Here is an 18,443-nt window from a genome sequence, read left to right on the forward strand (position 1 = left end):
GCGGCTACTGCCCAGCCTTTTCCTTTTCCAGGCGCTTGAGCAGATCGGCCTGGACCTCGCGGCGGCGAATCTTGCCCATCTGGTCCTTGGCCAGTTCCTCGAAGTGGTAGAAGGTGCGCGGCACCTTGTAGCGGGTGAGCCGCTCGCGGCAGAATTCCTTCAAACCTTCAGGGTCGAGCGCCACGCCGTTGGCCAAGTCGATGCAGGCCACGACGTCCTCAGAGCCGTCGGAGCGCGGGCGGCCGACAACCGCGACGTCGTCAATCGCCGGGTGTGTACGCAGTACCTCTTCGACCTCACCTGGATAGACGTTGAAGCCGCCGGTGATGATGATTTCCTTGATGCGCGAAACCAGGCGGATGAAGCCGTCTTCTTCCATGATGCCCATGTCGCCGGTGCGGAACCAGCCGTCGTGGAAGGCAGCTTCGGTGGCCTCAGGGTTGTTGAGGTAGCCCTTGAATACCTGGTGGCCGCGGGCGAGGACCTCGCCCTCGACGCCGTCGGGCTGGGTTTCGTCGAGGTTGTCCGGGTTTGCGATGCGGATCTCGGTATCCGGGAACGGGATGCCCACGTAACCTGGGCGGCGATCGGTGCTCATCGGGTTGCCCACGATGATGGGGGAGCACTCGGTTAGGCCATAGCCTTCAACCAGCAGGCCGCCGGTGTATTCTTCCCACTTTTCCACGGTATCGACAGGCAGGGTGGAAGCGCCGGAGAAAGCCGCGCGCACGCCCTTGATGTCAATGTTGTCTTCCTCAGCTGCCTTCACGATGCGCTCGTAGAGGGTCGGCACGCCCGGAATCCACGTCGGGGTGTGCTTCTTCATCAAGTCCATGATGAGGGAGATGTCCGGCTTCGGGATGATGACCAGCTCGCCACCGATGAGCGGCTGCAGGATGACGTTCATGACCAGGCCATAAGCGTGGAAGAAAGGCAGCGCACACAGCATGCGCTCTGGCTTATCGCCCAGGCCAGGGACCCAGTGCTTGCCCTGCAGAATCACGGCAAAGAAGTTGCCGTGGGAAAGCTGCGCGCCCTTTGGCTGCCCCGTGGTGCCGGAGGTGTACATGATGACCGCCACGGTGTCCTTGGTGACGTCCTCCGGCGTCGTGACGTCGCGGCCGTCGCCGCCAATCGCGTTGCCGATGAGGCTATCCCAGGTCACGGTGTTCTTTGCGTGGGCAGAAAGCTGCTCGCGCTTGGACTTTAGAAATGGCAGGTACTTCAGTGCCAGCTTCTGTGTCGTTGGCATCGCATCGATCATGTTGATGGAGATGACCGTCTCAAGGTTCGTGGTGCCACGCAGCTTCTCCAGGGTAGAAGCCGTCTTGTCCCAGGCAATTGCGATGCGGGCGCCGTGATCTTTGAACAAACCCTCTAGCTCGTGCGCAGTGTAGAGCGGGTTGTGCAGCACGGCGATGGCGCCGAGCTTCAGGATGGCGTAGAAGGCCGCAACGTACTGCGGGCAGTTCGGGGCGACGATGGCTACTTTGTCACCTGGGCGCACTCCAAATGCCCGGAGGCCAGCGGCCGCGCGGCGAACTTGGCGGTCGAGCTCAGCAAAAGTCTGGGTCTTGCCAAAGAAGTACGTCGCGGGCTTATCCGGGTTGATTGCCAGATTGTTGTCGTAAATGTCGAGGAGAGTGGTGTCTCCGTAGTCAAGGTGGTGTGGTGTCCACTCTGGGTAGAACTGGAGCCACTCCTTGTTGTCGATTGCCGACATGGGGAATTCAGCACCTTTCGGTTACGTAAGTTTTAGCACGGGCCAGTATAGCCATGAATAGGGAACGCTAGACTGTGTGGATATGCGCATCGCGATGATTTCTCTGCATACTTCCCCTATCGAGCAGCCCGGTTCCGGCGATGCCGGCGGCATGAATGTCTACGTTCTTAATATCGCGCGGCAGCTGGCTAAGCAGGGAGTAGAGGTCGATGTCTTTACCCGTGCTACCCGGCCTAGCCAGGGGGAAGTCGTCGAGGTTGAAGAGCGCCTCCGGGTTATCAATATCGTGGCCGGCCCGTATGAGGGCCTTGATAAGGAAGACCTTCCCACGCAGATGATCGCCTTTGCCGGTGGCCTGGTGCAGTTCGTGAAATGCTTTGGGCTGGAATATGACCTTATTCATACGCACTACTGGCTCTCCGGCCAGGTGGGCTGGCTGCTGCGCGATCTGTGGGGCGTGCCGCTGGTGCACACTGCTCACACTTTGGCGGCGGTAAAGAATGCCCACCGCACCGCGGACGATACGCGTGAATCGGAAGCGCGCCGCATCTGCGAGCAGCAGTTGGTCGATAACGCTGACCTGCTCGTTGTGAACACGAAGCAGGAGGCGCAGGATTTGGTCGAGCATTACGACGCCGACCCTTCCCACATCAAGGTGGTCTCGCCCGGCGCTGACGTTGAGCTGTTTACTCCGGGCACCAACCGCAACACAGAGCGTTCGCGCCGCGAGCTGGGCATTCCGATTCACACCAAGGTCGTGGCCTTCGTGGGCCGCCTGCAGAAGTTCAAGGGCCCGGAGGTTCTCATTCGTGCAACCGCTGAGCTCATTGAGCGCGATCCTTATCGCAATATCCGCGTGCTGTTCTGCGGTGGCCCATCGGGGGTGAACTCGACGCCGGAATACTACCAGAACCTGGTGCACAAGCTGGGGCTTTCCAAGCACGTGCGCTTTCTAAGCCCGCGTCCGCCGGAGGAACTGGTCTCCATTTACCGCGCGGCCGATCTGGTGGCGGTGCCCAGCTACAACGAGTCCTTCGGGTTGGTGGCTTTGGAGGCACAGGCCTCCGGTACCCCCGTCATCGCTGCGCGCGTGGGTGGCCTGTCCATCGCTGTGGCAGATGGAAAGACCGGCGAGCTCGTCGACGGCCACTTCCCCGAGGCTTGGGCGGATGCCTTGGAGCACTTGCTTGACGACGACCCGCTGCGCATCAGCATGGGCGAAGCCGCCGTCAGCCACGCCGCGAAGTTCAGCTGGGCTGAATCCGCCAACGTTCTTGCCCGGATCTACGAGGAAGCCCTGCACATCGAGGTCCCGGATTGCCATGCGCGCCGGGCAATTGGTTACTAAGTAGCGGGAGAAAAGACTTGATGTCTAAAGGCATGACTTTTCTGCGCACTCTCCGCTTAGGCGATGTGCTGCTTGCGGGCTTGGCCGTGTTACTGGCGCTCTTGTACACCCTGGTACCGGGGCCGCTGCCTATGGAGATCCACATCGTGCAAGCTGTGGTTTCGTGGGCCTTTGTCCCGTTCTTTCTCATTTGGCGGTCGCGGCCTGTCATTGCTCCGGTAGGGATGATTTTCTGTCTAGGGGCATGGGCAATTACCTGGATGCTGGCGCTCCCGACGAATTCTGGATTCTCTCCGTGGTTGGTTGCTGCTCCTTTAGCTGTTTATTCTTCTGCGCGTTTATGTGAAGAACGGTGGATTCCAAAGGCTATTCTCGGCGCAACGTTCGCTGGCACTTTCGCTTCGCCGTTCATGTGGAAGCTGCAACCAGACCTGACCGAGCGATACCGAAGCGGAACGGATTTTCTATTTACTTTCCTTTTCCACTGGCTACTTTTGTTACTCGTTTATGTAGTTGCGGTGCGTTTGCGTGACAAGGAGGTGGAACGGCAGGCGCGACAGCGTGAAGCTCAGGAAGAAGAGCGGCTTCTTATCGCGCGTGAACTACATGACGTACTAGCTCATTCGTTGACCCTCATCAAAGTTCAAGCAAATGCTGGTCTTGTTGCTTCGGGGACATCGGAGGAAGCATTGCGAACTATCCGAACTGAAGCGGACGGAGCGCTCGCGGAGGTGCGTTCAATTGTGTCCTCGCTACGGGCGCCGACAACGCGCGAGCCATCTCGCCAACTATCCGATATTCCCAAGGTCGTGGAAGGGTTTTCGCGCTGCAGGCCTTGATATCAGCGCAGATTTACCGAATACCCCGGTGACTCTTCCTGCGCTAACCCAATTGGCTTTGGTCCGGATTATCACGGAGGCACTGACTAATGTGCTTCGCCACCAAGGGACAGGGGCGACAGTTCGCCTGAAACTTTCTGATTCTGCTGCGCTGAGTGTTGAGTCATGGGGTAGACCACAAGGAGAGACATCAGGAGCCGGTGTAGGTTTGGTGGGAATCGCCGAAAGGGCTACAGCATTGGGTGGCTGGGTGCGTACCTCCGGAGACGCTCGGCACTTCCTAGTGGAAGCACAATTTCCGCAGAGGACAACATAATGATTCGAGTACTTCTTGCTGATGACCAGCCGCTGCTGCGCAGTGCGTTGGAAACCATTCTTAATGCCGCAGGGGACATTAAGGTCGTTGCCGCGGTCGGTGATGGGCAAGCAGCCGTCGAGGCTGCAGCTGCGCATTCGCTCGATATTGCGATTCTTGATATTCGGATGCCAGGGATGGATGGAATAGCTGCTGCAAGTGCCCTCTTGGCAAGGAACCCGTCACTTAGGGTGATCATGCTAACGACGTTTAATGAAGAGGAGCTGGTTCGTTCTGCGTTGCTCGCGGGAGTCCATGGTTTTCTTCTCAAAGATTCAGACCCGGAGGTGCTTTTAGGCGCTGTTCGTGCGGTTCATGCAGGAGAAGCCGTCCTAGCAAGCGGAGTGACCGGAACGGTTTTGGAGGGCTATCGCGCAGCGATTGCTGGACGAGCCGAACTATCAGCAGCGCAAAGGCAAGGGCTTGCATTGGTGACTCGACGCGAGTTGGAAGTGCTGCGGCTGATCACTAGTGGCGCGACTAACCGGGAAATTGCCCAAGAACTCGTCCTCGCTGAGACCACCGTAAAGACGCACGTTTCCTCGCTCATGTCGAAGCTGCAAGCTAGGGACCGTGTGGCTTTGGTGTTGCTAGGCCAAAAAGTCCTACTGCAGTAGGAGAGCTTCCGGCCAAGGTTGGTTCTGCTGGGGGATACAGGAAAGAAGCTACGGCGACATACTTCTTTCATGTCCTCATCACTTAGCTTGTCACGTGTCACCAAGTCGTTCGGGAACCAGCGAGTCCTCAACGACGTCTCGCTTTCAGTAACTCCTGGACGAGTACATGCTTTGCTTGGGCGAAACGGCGCGGGAAAGTCCACCCTGATGTCGATTTTGTTGGGACTTTCATCTGCAGATTCGGGAACAATCGGTAAGCTGCCCACGGTCGGTGCGTCCTTGAATGGGCCAGCTTTCTACGGCCACCTCAGCGCACGGAATAACCTCCTTGTGCACACAAGATTGCTTGGTCTGCCCGCGGAGGAGGCCGATCGGGCTCTTGCTGTGGTTGGGCTGGTGGACGTCGGTGGCAAGAAAGCCAAGAGTTTTTCCACCGGAATGAAAGCTAGGTTGGCCCTAGGACAAGCGATTCTCGGCGACCCCGAAGTGCTCGTACTTGATGAGCCGCAAAATGGCCTTGACCCGCAAGGAATTAGTGAGCTGCGTGAGCTGCTGCGTGACTGGGCTGCGCGAGGCGGCACGGTTCTAGTTAGTTCTCACCAACTTGGGGAAGTACTTCATCTCGCAGATGACATTTCTGTGCTTGCACAAGGTGAAATCGTTTATTCGGGGCCTCTGCGTGATTTGGCTCCGGAAGGAAACTTGGAAGAAGAGTTCTTCCGCCTCACCGCAGGGGGACGCAATGTTTAGGCGTCAGCTTCATACCGAGCTGTTGCGCGCTCGCGGTACTTCGTTGGTGTGGTTGCCTTTGATAGCCGTGCCTTTGGTCCTTCTGACATATAACCTTTCTCGCCTTGCATCTCCTGCCACCGATGCGACGGGCGTACTCATGTGGCAATCAATGTATGTCACCGGGATGGCGGCTCCACTTGTTGCAATGTTTGCTGCAGCTGCGGAGGCACGGGAGAAGCGTGCTCGGTTTGGCGGGACGCATATGCGTTTGGCGGGGCTTCCGAAGGTGCAAAGGACGCGATTCTTGAATGCCGAAAGGTTGGCCCGCCTCCTCGTTGTCCTCCTCAGCATCGCTGTATTTCATGTAATTAATTTCGGCGGAAGTTGGTTGGCCGTCTATTCGCGCGAGAATAGCTCACGCATTCTCGCTGTCGGTGTGCTGTGCTTTGTCGGCTCGATTGGTATTGCTGGATTGGCAGCAGCAGTAGCACGCCTGACCAACTTGGTAGTGACACTCGTAGTGTTTGTTATCTGGCAACTATTCTTTGCTCTAAATCCCGTCGTGGAAGCCGACAATTGGTGGATGTGCCCGCCAGCATGGCCGGTGCGAGCTGTATTGCCGATTATGGGCATTCACCGAAACTCCGTTCCACTTGAGCCGGGTGCGTCTTTGGCAGCTGAGAAACCATGGAACGCATTAGCTTTGTGCGTTCTTCTTGCTCTGGTGGGAATTGCAGCAGCGCTCTGGGCACCAGATAGCTGGCACCCACGGCTAGTCCGACGCTCGAAAGCGACAGCAAACGAACCTGGGGTGGGGTGGAAGCCCGCTGTGGTTACAAGGGATTGTGCACAACGGCCACGGCCATTTTTAGCGCTTTGCTTTGCGGCTACGGCACCAGCGCTAGTGGCCTGCATGGTCCTTAGCGCAACGCTGCTGGTATTTACCGCTTTGCTGTACCCGGCCTCTTATGTCCATGGCCTGTTCGTGTTCGGCATTTTGCCCATCGGATCGGGGCTTGCACCCGTGCTGGGATGGGCTGCACTGCGCGATAGTTGGCCGTTGATGTTGCTCGAATATCGAGGGTGCCGAAGCACCTTGATCTACTGGTTAATCAGCGTGGTCGCTGTAATGTCAGCATGCAGCTTGCTTGCTGGGCTCATTGCTGGCGGTGCGCTTGGCGATGAGCTTCGCCGCCTCGTGCTCAGCATCGCAGTGGGCACCATTATCGCTTTGGCAAGCTTGCTATTAAATGCCCGATTCGGGAGCACGTTCACGCTTGCTCTGAGCATCGTGTTTGCGATCATTTCGCTTACGTTGGGCGGAGATGTCCTAGCGAATACTCCATTGTGGACTGTAGCCTTTAGCGCTTGGCCGGAGACGGTCACGAATATCGGCCGAATGACAGTAGCGATACCCGTGATTGTGGTAGCGCTCGCATCCCTTTGTTTCTGCTGGCAGAAGAAGGCTCCCATGGTCGGGAGCTCGGATTCTTAACTCGCGAGTGACTTCGTCCAGGAAGTCCACCAGAACTTCGGCTCAATGCCCAGCTTCGCGTTGATGGCGAGCATGCGCTCGTTGCTCAGCGCGTTGTAGGTGGTGACACGCTTTAAGCGTGGGTAGCGGGCAGCGGCTTCGCCCCAGAGCGCCTGCTTGACCAGCATGCCCCAGCCACGGCCACGGGCGCGGCGGTGGGTGATGGTCAGCTCTTGCTTGGCTACTTCGGGGTGTGAGGGATCGAGGAGCAGCACGGAGAGGGCGGCGATGCCTTCTTCATCGATGAGAACCGCATTGGCCGTGACCGTCTTGGAGCGAGCATGGTGCTTTGCGGCTTCCTGCAGCATTTCTTCGGTCCACTCGCGCTCGATGGGGCCTTCGGCGGTGGGGACGTCGAGGTCAGCAATTGAGAGGATCTCAAGGAAAGAGTCGGTGTGGTCCGAGAGGTGCTCGGGCAGGAGGTGGCCCTCGAAGTACTCGGCGCGCAGGCCTGCAGGCAGCTGCGCTGGCTCGGCTTTGGCGAGTTCAAGCTGGCAAGCCTGCTCCACGATGCCGAGTACAAAGCCGTGGCCTGTGAAAGCGGCGGCGCGGGGGTCGTCGTCAAGCCCGCCTATAGCAAAGTCAACATCCAATGTAATGGTGGTGCGGCCGTGCTGTGCCATGAGCTCCGCGGCCGCATCCAAGAGCGCATCGAGAACTTCTTCGCTGTAGTCATCGACGAAGATGGGGGCCAAATAGGCCAGCGTGGTCTCACCCGTCAGCGGCATGTTTACTCGCAGGAACCCGCGCGCACCGAGGTCGGTCTCATCCTCCTGGGCGCGCAGCTGGCCTTCCTGCTCGCAGGCGGCGAGCAGGAAGGAAAGGCGCTGGGAACTTGGACGCAAACTATTGAGCAAGCTGTCCATGGACTCGCAGAAATCATCGTTGCCTGCGAGGTATTTAAGCAATGCGCTGTCCGCCTCGTGGCATACGCGCAGCGCTAGGGAAGGGGAATCGTTGGTTTCCAAGTGGGGTGGGGCTATCTGAATGACGTGCATGGCAGCTTCTGCTTTCGGCGAGTGTTTTCCATTTAATTGTGATTTAGATTTCTTGAGCAGTAAAAGCCCATTGTAGGAAATTTTCGGTTACCTCTGAGGGCTAAAAGTTGCAGCGCGGACTATTAAAAACTGGCATGCTTGAAGGCATGACTCAAGGAAAGCTTATTCTTCTTCGACACGGACAATCCCAGTGGAACGAATCCAACCAGTTCACCGGTTGGGTCGACGTGGACCTCACCGCAAAGGGCGAGGCAGAAGCAAAGCGCGGCGGCGAGCTGCTGAAGGAAAAGGGCCTGCTGCCGGAGGTTCTCTACACCTCACTGCTGCGCCGTGCTATCCGCACCGCAAACATTGCGCTTAACGCGGCAGACCGTCACTGGATCCCGGTCGTGCGCGATTGGCGCCTCAACGAGCGCCACTACGGCGCTCTGCAGGGCCTGAACAAGGCAGAGACTAAGGACAAGTACGGCGAAGAGCAGTTCATGGCATGGCGCCGTTCCTACGGCACCCCGCCGCCAGAGCTGGAAGATTCCTCCGAGTACTCCCAGAGCGCCGACCCGCGCTACGGGGACCTGGAGCAGGTCCCGCGCACCGAATGCCTGAAGGACGTCGTCGAGCGCCTCGTTCCGTACTTCGAGGAGGAGATCCTCCCACGCGCCAAGAAGGGCGAGGTCGTTCTCATCGCCGCACACGGCAACTCCCTGCGTGCGCTGGTCAAGCACCTGGACAACATCTCTGACGAAGACATCGCTGGCCTGAATATTCCTACGGGCATTCCGCTGGTCTACGAGATTGCGGAAGACGGCAGCGTCCAGAACCCAGGCGGCACCTACCTGGATCCGGAAGCTGCTGCTGCCGGCGCCGCAGCGGTTGCGGCGCAGGGCGGCAAGTAAGAGCTTTTGAAGTACTGCGTACAATTCCCCGGGGGTCTATACTCCCTGGGGATTGTTTTGTTTTAACTGGTAATAGATACGTGGAATTACTTTTAGCTTTTCTAGCCGGCGTGGTGGTTTGCGCCTTCGCTCTACCGGTGATCTCTTGGGTGCGCGGGCGCATCGAGCGTTTCCGCAAATCTAATGATGCTGATTCCAACAGAGTCACTACCGTGAGCCAGGTTTTGCACTTGGCTATCCAAGGCGCGCCGACAGGCATCACGGTTCTCTCGCGCTCGAAGGAGGTCATCCTTTCTAATCCTTCAGCCCATGAGATGTCTTTGGTCCATGATCGCACTGTTAATCCGGATATCTGGAAGGTCGCGGAGGAGGTCTTCGCGGACAAGGAAACGCGCTCGCTTGACCTTTCCATTCCGAAGCGCCGTACCGGTAACCGAGTGACTCAGGTGCTGGCGGTGGTTAAGCCGCTGACGCTTAACGACGACCGCTTCGTCATCGTCTACGGCACCGACGAATCGGAGTCTGTGCGCATGGAAGCCGCTCGCCGCGACTTTGTGGCGAATGTCTCCCACGAGCTTAAGACCCCTGTCGGCGGCATCGCATTGCTGGCGGAGGCTCTGCTCAATGACCCGGCTGACGTTGAAACCGTGGAATACTTCGGTGGCAAACTACAAAAAGAAGCCAACCGCATGGCGGATATGGTCAACGAGCTGATCGCGCTTTCCAAGCTTCAAGGTGCGGAGGCGCTGCCGGAGATGGAGCCGCTAAATCTTGATGAATTGGTGGATGAAGCAATCTCCCGCAATCAGCTGGCAGCCGATTCACATCAGAATGAACTTACCCGCGGCAAGCCGGTGGGAGTGCAGGTCAAGGGCGATAAGGCGCTGCTTATCACCGCTATTTCCAACCTCATCTCCAATGCAATCCATTACTCGCCGGATGAGATGCCGGTGTCGGTGACCCTCAAGATCGTCGGTACCGATATCGTGCTCGTGCGCGTGACTGACCGCGGAATCGGTATCGCCCCGGAGGACCAAAAGCGAGTCTTCGAGCGCTTCTTCCGCGTGGATAAAGCTCGCTCGCGCCAGACCGGTGGCACGGGTCTGGGACTGGCTATCGTTAAGCACGTTGTGGCCAACCACGGTGGCAACATCAAGCTGTGGTCGCGGCCGGGCACGGGCTCGACCTTCACGATCGAGCTACCTATTTACAAAGACGAAACTGCAGCGGATAACGTAGAGAATCAGGATAATGAAGTAGATGGTGCCGTCAGCTCAGCTGCGCCTGGGCTTCCTCGTGCCGTCGCTCGCGTAGCCGCACGTCGAAAGGACAAAGCACAATGACCAACATCCTCATCGTTGAAGATGAAGAGTCGCTGGCCGATCCACTAGCGTTCCTTCTGCGCAAGGAGGGCTTTGACGTCATCCTCGCACCGGATGGTCCGACCGCCCTCGAGGAGTTTGCGAAGAACTCCGTCGACATCGTTCTTCTGGATCTCATGCTGCCGGGAATGTCCGGCACCGATGTGTGCAAGCAGCTGCGTTCGACGTCCTCGGTTCCAGTCATCATGGTCACGGCGCGTGACTCGGAGATTGATAAGGTCGTCGGCCTCGAGCTGGGTGCGGACGATTATGTGACCAAGCCTTATTCTTCCCGTGAGCTGATTGCGCGTATTCGCGCGGTTCTGCGCCGCGGCCAAGACTCTGCTTCTGAGGCTCCGCAGGAGGAGTTCGACGAGCAGATTCTTGAGGGCGGTCGCGTACGCATGGACGTTGAGCGTCACACCGTCACTGTCGACGGCGAGGCAGTCTCGATGCCGCTGAAGGAATTCGACCTGCTGGAGTACCTGCTGCGTAATGCAGGACGCGTTCTTACCCGCGGCCAGCTGATTGATCGTATTTGGGGCGCTGACTATGTGGGCGATACCAAGACACTAGACGTGCACGTCAAGCGCCTGCGCTCGAAGATCGAGGCGGAGCCTTCCCGCCCGCAGCACCTGGTGACGGTGCGCGGTCTGGGCTACAAGTTCGATCTTTAATAGGCGCCTTAGTAAGCGTTGGCCTTCACGCTGGCCGGGTGCCGCGTGAGGTTAACGCCAGCCTTGGCTGCTTCGGCTCGTGCGGAGCAGTGAGCAGCCAGGATTTCGTAGCATTCCTCGCCCATAAGGGCAATGAGCTCGGTTTTCTGAGAGAGCCACATGGGGTCCGGCGAGGTATGGCAGGACGCATCAGCGGAGCAATACCAATCGAAGTCTTCTCCGCCGTCGCCCCAACCGCGGCGATCGTATTCGCCGATGGTGGTGCGCAGAATTTCCTGGCCGTCTGGGCGCTCTTCATATTCCTCATGGCGGCGCAGCGGCAGCTGCCAGCACACTTCCGGCTTGACCACGGTCAGCTCTTCGCCTTCTGCCATTGCCCACTGATGCAGTGCGCAGCCCGCGCCGGTGGCCCAACCCGCGCGGTTGGCAAAGATGCAGGCGCCATCGACGATAGGCGTTTTAAGTGCTGGCTCTGGTTCCCCGTCGTCCCCGTCGAGCTCGTCCCATACGAGCCAGGGTTCTAGCTCGGTGGGGTCTTCGGCGGAAAGGTATTTATCTACCCCAGCTGGGCGTAGCTGCCAGTACTTGTCTGGCATGCGCTCGACGGCGTCGTAAAGCTGCTCCCGATCCGTTTCATCAGCCATGTACGCGCCATGGACGCAACATCCGACGTCGGGTTGGCTGGCATCGATGCCGTGGCAAGCCGCGGTGCCGAACTGACACGTGTAGTGCGATTCGACCCACGTGAGATCGATTGAAAAGACATGGTGGGGGTCCGCCGGATTGGTGAATTCGAACCATTCCCGTGGGAAATCGGGTGCCTCCTCGCGGCCTGCAAGGATCGAGGAGGCAGCGGGGGAAGAGCTGGGAAAACCGAGATAAACCGTGTGAGAATCTGGGTTACTTTTTGAGCTAGATTTCGGGCGATTCACACCTAACCACGGTAGACCTACTACTCTAGGAGTGTGCGATTAGGTGTATTAGACGTCGGAAGCAACACTGTTCACCTCGTTGCGGTTGACGCCGCTACGGGTGGACGCCCGACTCCGATGAGCGATTGGAAGACTCCGCTGCGTCTTGTGGAGCAGTTGGATAAGGACGGCAACATCCACGAAAAAGGCTTGAAGAAGCTGATTTCGGCGGTTGCTGAAGCAAACGAGCTGGGGCAAAAGTTGGGCTGTCATGAGTTCATTGCTTTTGCTACCTCGGCAGTGCGTTCTGCCCCGAACTCTGAGTACGTGCTTGATCAGGTGGAAAAGCAGACGGGTGTACGTCTGGAGATCCTCTCTGGCGAGGAAGAAGCACGTCTGACGTTCCTGGCCGTGCGCCGCTGGTACGGCTGGTCTGCAGGTCGCATCACCAACTTGGACATCGGCGGTGGCTCGTTGGAGCTTTCCACCGGTACTGATGAGCATCCCGACTTGGCATTTTCTCTGGACCTGGGCGCGGGCCGCTTGACCCACAATTGGTTCGACACCGATCCGCCTGAGAAGGCCAAGGTCAATATGCTCCGCGACTACATTGATGCGGAATTGGTACCAGTGACCGATCAGATGCGTGCAATGGGTACCGCGGGGCTTGCTGTGGGTACCTCAAAAACCTTCCGTACGCTGGCGCGACTTACCGGTGCCGCACCGTCTTCTGCGGGCCCTTATGTAAAGCGTACGCTGACCGCACCGGGCCTTCGTCAGCTCATCTCATTCATCTCCCGCATGACCGCAGCAGACAGAGCAGACCTCGAAGGGGTAAGTTCTAACCGATCGCATCAAATCGTCGCTGGCGCATTGGTGGCTGAGGCAAGCATGCGTGCCTTGGGTATTGAGAAGCTGGAGATCTGCCCTTGGGCACTCCGCGAAGGCGTAATTCTGCGACGAACCGATAAGGGACTGGAATAGGAAATAAACGTGGCTGACGAAAAACAGTTGACAGTAGCGGAGCTCCTCGCCCGTAACTCGAAGGAGCGCGCTGGTGCTGATTCTGAGGGCGGTTCACGCCGTCGCCGCCGCCGTAGTTTGGAAGACGGTGGCGTCTCGGTTGCCGAGCTCACCGGCAACCTGGAAAAAGTAAAGGCAACTCCGGCCGAGTCGAAGCACTCGAATGTCTCCATCGACGAAACCGCTCCAGTCATCCCTGCCCCAAAGCAGGAGCAGGATGAAAAGCAGGCCGCGGACAAGGCTTCCCAGCCTTCTACCGATGACACCCGCGTTATCAAGCGCGTAACGGACAAGCCTGAGGCAAAGCAGGACGCTGAAGATGCTAAGCCTGCGCAGGCTGATTCCAAGGACGACAGCAAGGCTCCTAAGGCTGCTGCGGCAACCACTGCGGCTGCTGGTACCACTGCGGCGGGCGCTGGCGCGGAAATGGGCAACAGCGTTCCGGTAAAGGCGCAGGAGAAGGACTTGCTTGAGACTGAGTCTGATGCGGATTACGAGGAAGATGATGAGAAGCTCAATCCGTTCTCTGTTTTGCTGCTTGCTCTCGTAGGAATCGTGCTCGGCGCAATCGTCTTCAAGGGCTTCGAGATTCTCTGGGATAGCTTCTCCCGCTCCATCGTTGCCATCTTGGCCGTTGCTGTAACCGCTCTCATGGTTGCTCTGGTGCACGTGCTGCGTACCAATCGTGATGGCGCCTCGATGGCGCTGGCTGCCTTCGTTGGTCTCGTACTGACCTTCGGCCCGCTGCTCATCGTTATGTAGGCGAAAATTCATCGCACCTTATAAAGCGCACCGCTTAGCTCTTAAAGCAGGCGGTGCGCTTTTGTATATCGACAGCGAGGAGACTAAGCCCAAGGTGTAAAGGAGCGGGTAACAAGGTGGCCTGGCCGCAGGCTTTCTGGCACTGTGGTTGGCATGGCAAAAATTGCAGTACTTGGTGGAGGACAAATCGGTGAGGCCCTCGTTTCGGGCCTCGTGAACGCTGGCTATGACGGTGCGGACATCGTCGTGACTAACCGCAGCGAGGATCGTCGCGCGCATATGGAAAAGACCTACGGCGTTAAGACCTTGAGCGATAACAGGGCGGCTGTGAAGGATGCAGACTTCGTCTTTGGCTGCGTGAAGCCTTATGCCATTGAAGAGGTCTTCGCAGAAGCAGAGATTCCTACAAGCGCTGTCGCAGTGTCCCTGGCTGCTGGCATCCAGTTAGAAAAGCTGGAGGCCGCTGCCGGTGACGGAGTGCCGGTTGTGCGCGTTATGCCGAATACGCCGATGTTGGTGGGCAAGGGCATGAGCACGGCTACCGCGGGCACCCACGTCAGTGAGGAGCAATTCGACGGCGTTGTGGAGCTTCTGGGTGCCGTCGGTGAAGTAGCAGTCGTTGCTGAAAAGGACATCGATGCAGCCGCAGCGTTGGCGGGTTCCGCGCCGGCTTATTTCTTCCTTGTTGTTGAGGCGCTTGTCGACGCCGGCGTGCAGCTGGGTCTTACCCGTGACGTTGCGACGAAGCTGGCCACCCAGACGGCTTCTGGTGCCGGTGCCATGCTCGTCGAGTCCGGCCGTGAGCCGCTCGCGTTGCGTGCTGGCGTTACCTCCCCAGGCGGCACGACTGCGGCAGCAGTGCGCGAGTTGGAGGAGTCCGGCTTGCGTGGCGCGTTCTACCGCGCGGCAGAAGCATGCGCACAGCGTGCCAAGGAGCTTGGCTAAAGGCTTCCTAGCAGCACGGGTGTCCCCAATGTGGACCAAAAATCAGAGCGGCCGATCCTCGTGTGACACCAGTTGCGCGGGGAGTTTGGCGAGAGCTGGGGGACACCTGGGAAAAAATTTGGCTCTTGGGTCGCATTAGTCACAGGTTTCACGATAGGCTGGTACGAGCACGTGCGTGAATGTCCTGTGGGAGGGGAAGCCTACAGCGCGTCACGGGCTGAAGGGTTAGATAAACTATGGCTAATGAAGATAAGGGAACCTTTTTGACCATCGCCGAGGTCGCAGAAATCATGCGAGTCTCCAAGATGACTGTCTACCGTTTGGTTCACGCAGGCGAAATGCCGGCAGTTCGCGTTGGACGCTCTTTCCGCGTTCACGAGTCTGCGGTTAACGAGTACCTCGAGGCTTCCGTTTACGGAGCTTAAAATACTCGCGCCTTCGACAGTGTCCACCTCTGCTGACCAGCTTGGTCTGCGGTGGTGGGCACTGTCTTTTTTGGTACGTAGGCCCCGACTGGGTAAGATAGTCACCATTCGTGCCAGCGGTCCTGCGTCTTCCACGCCTTGTTCGCAAAGCGTGGGGTTGCTGAGAAGTGCACCTTAGCGGCCATTTCCAGGCTGTGGCTGGCAGGTTTAGTACGTACTGATCTCGAAAGTGAGGAAACCTACTATGGGTTCTGTCATCAAGAAGCGCCGTAAGCGCATGTCCAAGAAGAAGCACCGCAAGATGCTGCGCCGCACCCGCGTTCAGCGTCGTAAGCTTGGCAAGTAAACATTTAGGCCTCGGTTTCCCGAAAGGGAGCCGGGGCCTTTTTGTCGCAAAGGCGCTACTTTCTTATCCAGCGCCAGCCGCCATAAGAGAAGGCTGCGGTGGCCAGGGCAGGAAGGCCGTAGGCGCGCACGGCTTTGCGCACAGACCGGTAGTCGCGGATGAGCCAGCCGTTGTCTTCGGCGACGTCGCGTAGCTTGGAGTCGGGGTTAATCGCTACGGCGGTGCCAACCATCGACAACATTGGTACGTCGTTGACGGAGTCCGAGTAGGCGGTGCAGCGCTCTAGGTCGAGGCCTTCAATGGTGGCCAGTGCCGCGACGGCATGGGTCTTGCCAGGGCCGTGCAGGATATCACCCAGCAGGCGGCCGGTGAACTTGCCGTCTTTTACCTCAGGCACGGTGCCGAGCGCACCAGTGAAGCCAAAACGCTTTGCCAGCACCTGGGCCAGCTGTACCGGGGTCGCGGTTACTAGCCAGACCTGCTGGCCCGCGGCCACGTGCAGCTGCGCCAGCTGATTGGTTCCCGGATATGCACGGCGGGTCAGGGAAGCATCGACGATTTCCTCGCACAGTGCCACCATGTCTTCTACCGAGCGGCCTTTGACAAAGTCCAAGGCCTGCACGCGGCCAGCGGCGACATCGTCGGCATTTTCACTGCCCGAGACGCGGTACTTCAACTGCTTCCACGCAATGGGCAGGATTTCCCGGAGCTTGAAGTAGCGCTTGCGGTAGAGCCCAAAGGCGAAAGCAACCAGGGAAGAGCCCTGAATCAGCGTGTTGTCCACGTCGAAGAAGGCCGCGGCCCCGGCGTCTTGTGGGACATCCGGATCCGGCTGGGTGATCTTCTTCGCGCCGGCGGACTCAAAAGAACCCTGCACGGAATCCACGCCCGAGTGATAGGACTCTAGGTCGAGGCCGAAAATGCTATCCACCGCAGCGCGTGCAGCAGCCTCACCAGCGGTCTTTTGTGCGTCGTCGTCAAGCGGCGCTAATGCTTGGTTCTCAAGAAAATTGCGTAGATTTCCCCGGCTGGCGGTCCAATTCGCGAGGAAGTCGCGGGGAGAATCGGGCATTCCGGGTGGGGTGGGGGACGCAGAGGACACGGGTACGCATGCAGCTTTCGACGGGGAGGCGGACTATCGTGTCCATAGTAAACCTTTCGACCAATGGCGTCTTTTTATAAAGCGCCAAAGTCAGGAGCAAATAGGGATATGTCGCGCCGTGTCGTAGAGTTGATGGTTCGTACTACCTGCGGTTCTTGCGCTAGGGTACGGGAGCAAATTGCCCCAGTAGTAGAAGCCGCCGGAGCGGATTTTTATATCCGCAACGTTGATGAAGACCAAGAATTGGCAATGGAATACGGCGACCGTGTGCCCGTTGTAGTCATTGACGGAGAAGAGTTCTCCTGCTGGGAAGTAGACAACGAAGAGCTCGCAGCCGAGCTTGCGGCTAGCCCTAATTAGTCCTAATTAGCCCCTAATTAGCACAGCCTTAGTTCGGCAAAAGCCGGATAAACTATTAGGCTTTTGGTTGATTTATGTCAATCAAAGGGTTGATCTGAAAGTGGAGGATTGTGCATGAGTGTGCTCGTCGTGGGCATGTCCCACCAGTCGGCACCAGTAGCGCTGCTGGAGAAACTAAGCATGGATGACGCGGTGCAAAACACCGCTTGCGGGGAGCTGGTTTCTGCACAATCTCTTTCCGAGGCCATGATCATCTCCACGTGTAACCGAATGGAGGTCTACACGGTCACCAATTCCTTCCACACCGGTGTCCAGGACGTGGTGCACGTGCTGGCTGAGGTTTCCGGGGTTCCGGAGGAGGACCTGCGCCGCTACCTGTACGTGCGCTACGCCGATGCCGCGGCCGAGCACCTGATGACGGTGACCTCCGGTCTTGATTCCATGGTCATGGGCGAGCAACAAATCATCGGCCAGGTGCGTGCGGCTTATCAATCGGCCTCGGACCAGGGCACGGTCGGCGCACGACTGCACGCTTTGGCGCAGTCCGCACTGCACACCGGTAAGCGCGTGCACACTGAGACCAACATCGACGAGGCCGGTTCCTCGATGGTTTCCTTTGCCTTTGACCAGGCGCTACAGCGCATGGGGCAGGAGAACCTGCAGGGCCAGCGCGTGCTTATCCTGGGCGCGGGCGCCATGGCTTCTTTGGCCGCCACCCACGCGGGACGATTAGGCGCCCAGCTGGTCATCGCTAACCGCACCCGCGAGCGCGCCGAGCGCCTTGCCTCCCATGCGCATGAGGCGGGCGTGCGCGCTGAGGTCATTGACTTTGGCGAGCGTGCCCAGGCTTTAGGACAGGTAGACATGGCGATTTCTGCCACCGGCGCGCAGAACTTCACCATTACTGAAAGCGACGTCGCCAAGCACGGCGCACAAGGCAAGGCCCTGATGCTCGTCGACCTTTCCCTGCCGCGTGACATCGATGATGCCGCGGCGGACATCGATAACGTTGATCTGGTTAACATCGAGCGCCTGAGCCGCTCGCTCAACGCCGCTGACACCGACATCGCTGCAGGAACGAGCCCGCACGCGCAGGCTCGCCGCATCGTCAACGAGGAGCTTGAATCCTATGCTTCCGCACAGCGCGTGCGCGACGTCGTTCCCGCAGTATCCGCTTTGCGACGCCGCGCTGCCGACCTCGTCGAATGCGAAGTCGCCCGCCTGAACCAAAAGCACCCGGAACTGGATGAAAAGCAGATGGATGATGTCTCCCGTGCCCTCAAACGCGTGGTGGACAAGCTACTGCACGAGCCGACGGTGCGAGCTAAGCAGTTGGCTGCTAACTCCGGATCGGTCAGCCATGAAAGGGCGCTGCAGGAGCTGTTCGGTCTGCAGTTAGAAGGCAGCGGCGTCTCCGTAGACGTCGAGGATCTGCCAGCCTTGAGCGAAGTCAAAAAGAGCCAAGAACAAAGCACTAATTAGAGGAAACTTT

At 58.5% G+C, this 18,443-nt stretch carries 19 protein-coding genes; 15 read left to right on the forward strand and 4 right to left on the reverse strand.

What is annotated here, in order from left to right:
* Positions 1–4 precede the first annotated feature (4 nt).
* Positions 5–1,723, reverse strand: coding sequence for a long-chain-fatty-acid--CoA ligase (locus tag HMPREF3158_RS06045; RefSeq protein ID WP_070497745.1), 1,719 nt, complete (start codon positions 1,721–1,723; stop codon positions 5–7).
* Between the two features lie 82 nt (positions 1,724–1,805).
* Here HMPREF3158_RS06045 and mshA point away from each other — a divergent pair, with 82 nt between their 5' ends.
* The 5 genes from mshA (at position 1,806) to HMPREF3158_RS06070 (ending at position 7,109) form a co-directional block, all read left to right on the forward strand.
* Positions 1,806–3,071 (forward strand): D-inositol-3-phosphate glycosyltransferase, encoded by a 1,266-nt coding sequence (mshA, locus tag HMPREF3158_RS06050; protein ID WP_070497820.1) that lies wholly within the window; start codon positions 1,806–1,808, stop codon positions 3,069–3,071.
* 20 nt (positions 3,072–3,091) lie between these two features.
* The gene (locus HMPREF3158_RS06055) at positions 3,092–3,910 is read left to right on the forward strand and encodes a sensor histidine kinase (RefSeq protein WP_246816190.1); all 819 of its coding nucleotides are present in this window, start codon (positions 3,092–3,094) and stop codon (positions 3,908–3,910) included.
* Positions 3,911–4,225: 315 nt separating this feature from the next.
* Positions 4,226–4,882 (forward strand): response regulator, encoded by a 657-nt coding sequence (locus HMPREF3158_RS06060; RefSeq protein ID WP_061920336.1) that lies wholly within the window; start codon positions 4,226–4,228, stop codon positions 4,880–4,882.
* A 69-nt stretch (positions 4,883–4,951) separates the two neighbouring features.
* Positions 4,952–5,632 (forward strand): ATP-binding cassette domain-containing protein, encoded by a 681-nt coding sequence (locus HMPREF3158_RS06065; RefSeq protein ID WP_061920338.1) that lies wholly within the window; start codon positions 4,952–4,954, stop codon positions 5,630–5,632.
* Positions 5,633–5,918: 286 nt separating this feature from the next.
* On the forward strand, positions 5,919–7,109 hold the full coding sequence (locus HMPREF3158_RS06070) for an ABC-2 family transporter permease (protein WP_141741015.1): 1,191 nt from the start codon (positions 5,919–5,921) through the stop codon (positions 7,107–7,109).
* Here the strand turns inward: HMPREF3158_RS06070 and HMPREF3158_RS06075 are convergent.
* Positions 7,106–8,146, reverse strand: a complete 1,041-nt coding sequence (locus tag HMPREF3158_RS06075; RefSeq protein ID WP_061920342.1) for a hypothetical protein — start codon at positions 8,144–8,146, stop codon at positions 7,106–7,108. The genes HMPREF3158_RS06070 and HMPREF3158_RS06075 overlap by 4 nt on opposite strands.
* A gap of 146 nt (positions 8,147–8,292) precedes the next feature.
* Here HMPREF3158_RS06075 and HMPREF3158_RS06080 point away from each other — a divergent pair, with 146 nt between their 5' ends.
* From HMPREF3158_RS06080 to HMPREF3158_RS06090, 3 genes are all read left to right on the forward strand, one after another.
* The gene (locus HMPREF3158_RS06080) at positions 8,293–9,039 is read left to right on the forward strand and encodes a phosphoglyceromutase (protein WP_061920385.1); all 747 of its coding nucleotides are present in this window, start codon (positions 8,293–8,295) and stop codon (positions 9,037–9,039) included.
* An 80-nt stretch (positions 9,040–9,119) separates the two neighbouring features.
* Positions 9,120–10,382 (forward strand): sensor histidine kinase, encoded by a 1,263-nt coding sequence (locus HMPREF3158_RS06085; protein ID WP_070432520.1) that lies wholly within the window; start codon positions 9,120–9,122, stop codon positions 10,380–10,382.
* Positions 10,379–11,077: a response regulator transcription factor gene (locus HMPREF3158_RS06090; RefSeq protein WP_061920346.1), complete on the forward strand. Its 699-nt coding sequence runs from the start codon at positions 10,379–10,381 to the stop codon at positions 11,075–11,077. Before HMPREF3158_RS06085 ends, HMPREF3158_RS06090 begins: the two co-directional genes overlap by 4 nt.
* Before the next feature lie 8 nt (positions 11,078–11,085).
* Here HMPREF3158_RS06090 and HMPREF3158_RS06095 read toward each other — a convergent pair whose 3' ends face one another.
* On the reverse strand, positions 11,086–12,009 hold the full coding sequence (locus HMPREF3158_RS06095; protein WP_070497747.1) for a DUF3109 family protein: 924 nt from the start codon (positions 12,007–12,009) through the stop codon (positions 11,086–11,088).
* 33 nt (positions 12,010–12,042) lie between these two features.
* Here HMPREF3158_RS06095 and HMPREF3158_RS06100 point away from each other — a divergent pair, with 33 nt between their 5' ends.
* The 5 genes from HMPREF3158_RS06100 (at position 12,043) to HMPREF3158_RS12520 (ending at position 15,489) form a co-directional block, all read left to right on the forward strand.
* Positions 12,043–12,972 carry a Ppx/GppA family phosphatase gene (locus HMPREF3158_RS06100; RefSeq protein WP_082778541.1) on the forward strand — a complete coding sequence of 310 codons (930 nt, stop codon included), beginning with the start codon at positions 12,043–12,045 and terminating at the stop codon, positions 12,970–12,972.
* A 9-nt stretch (positions 12,973–12,981) separates the two neighbouring features.
* Positions 12,982–13,773 (forward strand): Yip1 family protein, encoded by a 792-nt coding sequence (locus tag HMPREF3158_RS06105; protein WP_061920352.1) that lies wholly within the window; start codon positions 12,982–12,984, stop codon positions 13,771–13,773.
* A gap of 153 nt (positions 13,774–13,926) precedes the next feature.
* Positions 13,927–14,718 (forward strand): pyrroline-5-carboxylate reductase, encoded by a 792-nt coding sequence (proC, locus tag HMPREF3158_RS06110; protein ID WP_061920354.1) that lies wholly within the window; start codon positions 13,927–13,929, stop codon positions 14,716–14,718.
* Positions 14,719–14,954: 236 nt separating this feature from the next.
* Entirely contained in the window at positions 14,955–15,143 is a 189-nt protein-coding gene (locus tag HMPREF3158_RS06115) for a helix-turn-helix domain-containing protein (RefSeq protein ID WP_005527601.1), read from the forward strand.
* A gap of 244 nt (positions 15,144–15,387) precedes the next feature.
* The gene (locus HMPREF3158_RS12520; RefSeq protein WP_003855542.1) at positions 15,388–15,489 is read left to right on the forward strand and encodes a 30S ribosomal protein bS22; all 102 of its coding nucleotides are present in this window, start codon (positions 15,388–15,390) and stop codon (positions 15,487–15,489) included.
* 55 nt (positions 15,490–15,544) lie between these two features.
* Here HMPREF3158_RS12520 and HMPREF3158_RS06120 read toward each other — a convergent pair whose 3' ends face one another.
* The gene (locus tag HMPREF3158_RS06120; protein WP_070497822.1) at positions 15,545–16,561 is read right to left on the reverse strand and encodes an HAD-IB family hydrolase; all 1,017 of its coding nucleotides are present in this window, start codon (positions 16,559–16,561) and stop codon (positions 15,545–15,547) included.
* A gap of 138 nt (positions 16,562–16,699) precedes the next feature.
* Between HMPREF3158_RS06120 and HMPREF3158_RS06125 the strand changes: the two genes are divergently transcribed.
* Both HMPREF3158_RS06125 and HMPREF3158_RS06130 read left to right on the forward strand, forming a co-directional pair.
* A complete protein-coding gene (locus tag HMPREF3158_RS06125; protein ID WP_061920356.1) occupies positions 16,700–16,951 on the forward strand; it encodes a glutaredoxin family protein in 252 nt (83 codons plus the stop codon).
* Positions 16,952–17,065: 114 nt separating this feature from the next.
* Positions 17,066–18,433 (forward strand): glutamyl-tRNA reductase, encoded by a 1,368-nt coding sequence (locus HMPREF3158_RS06130; RefSeq protein ID WP_061920358.1) that lies wholly within the window; start codon positions 17,066–17,068, stop codon positions 18,431–18,433.
* Positions 18,434–18,443: the final 10 nt, after the last annotated feature.

Source organism: Corynebacterium sp. HMSC06G04 (genome assembly GCF_001807365.1).
Lineage (GTDB): Bacteria > Actinomycetota > Actinomycetes > Mycobacteriales > Mycobacteriaceae > Corynebacterium > Corynebacterium simulans.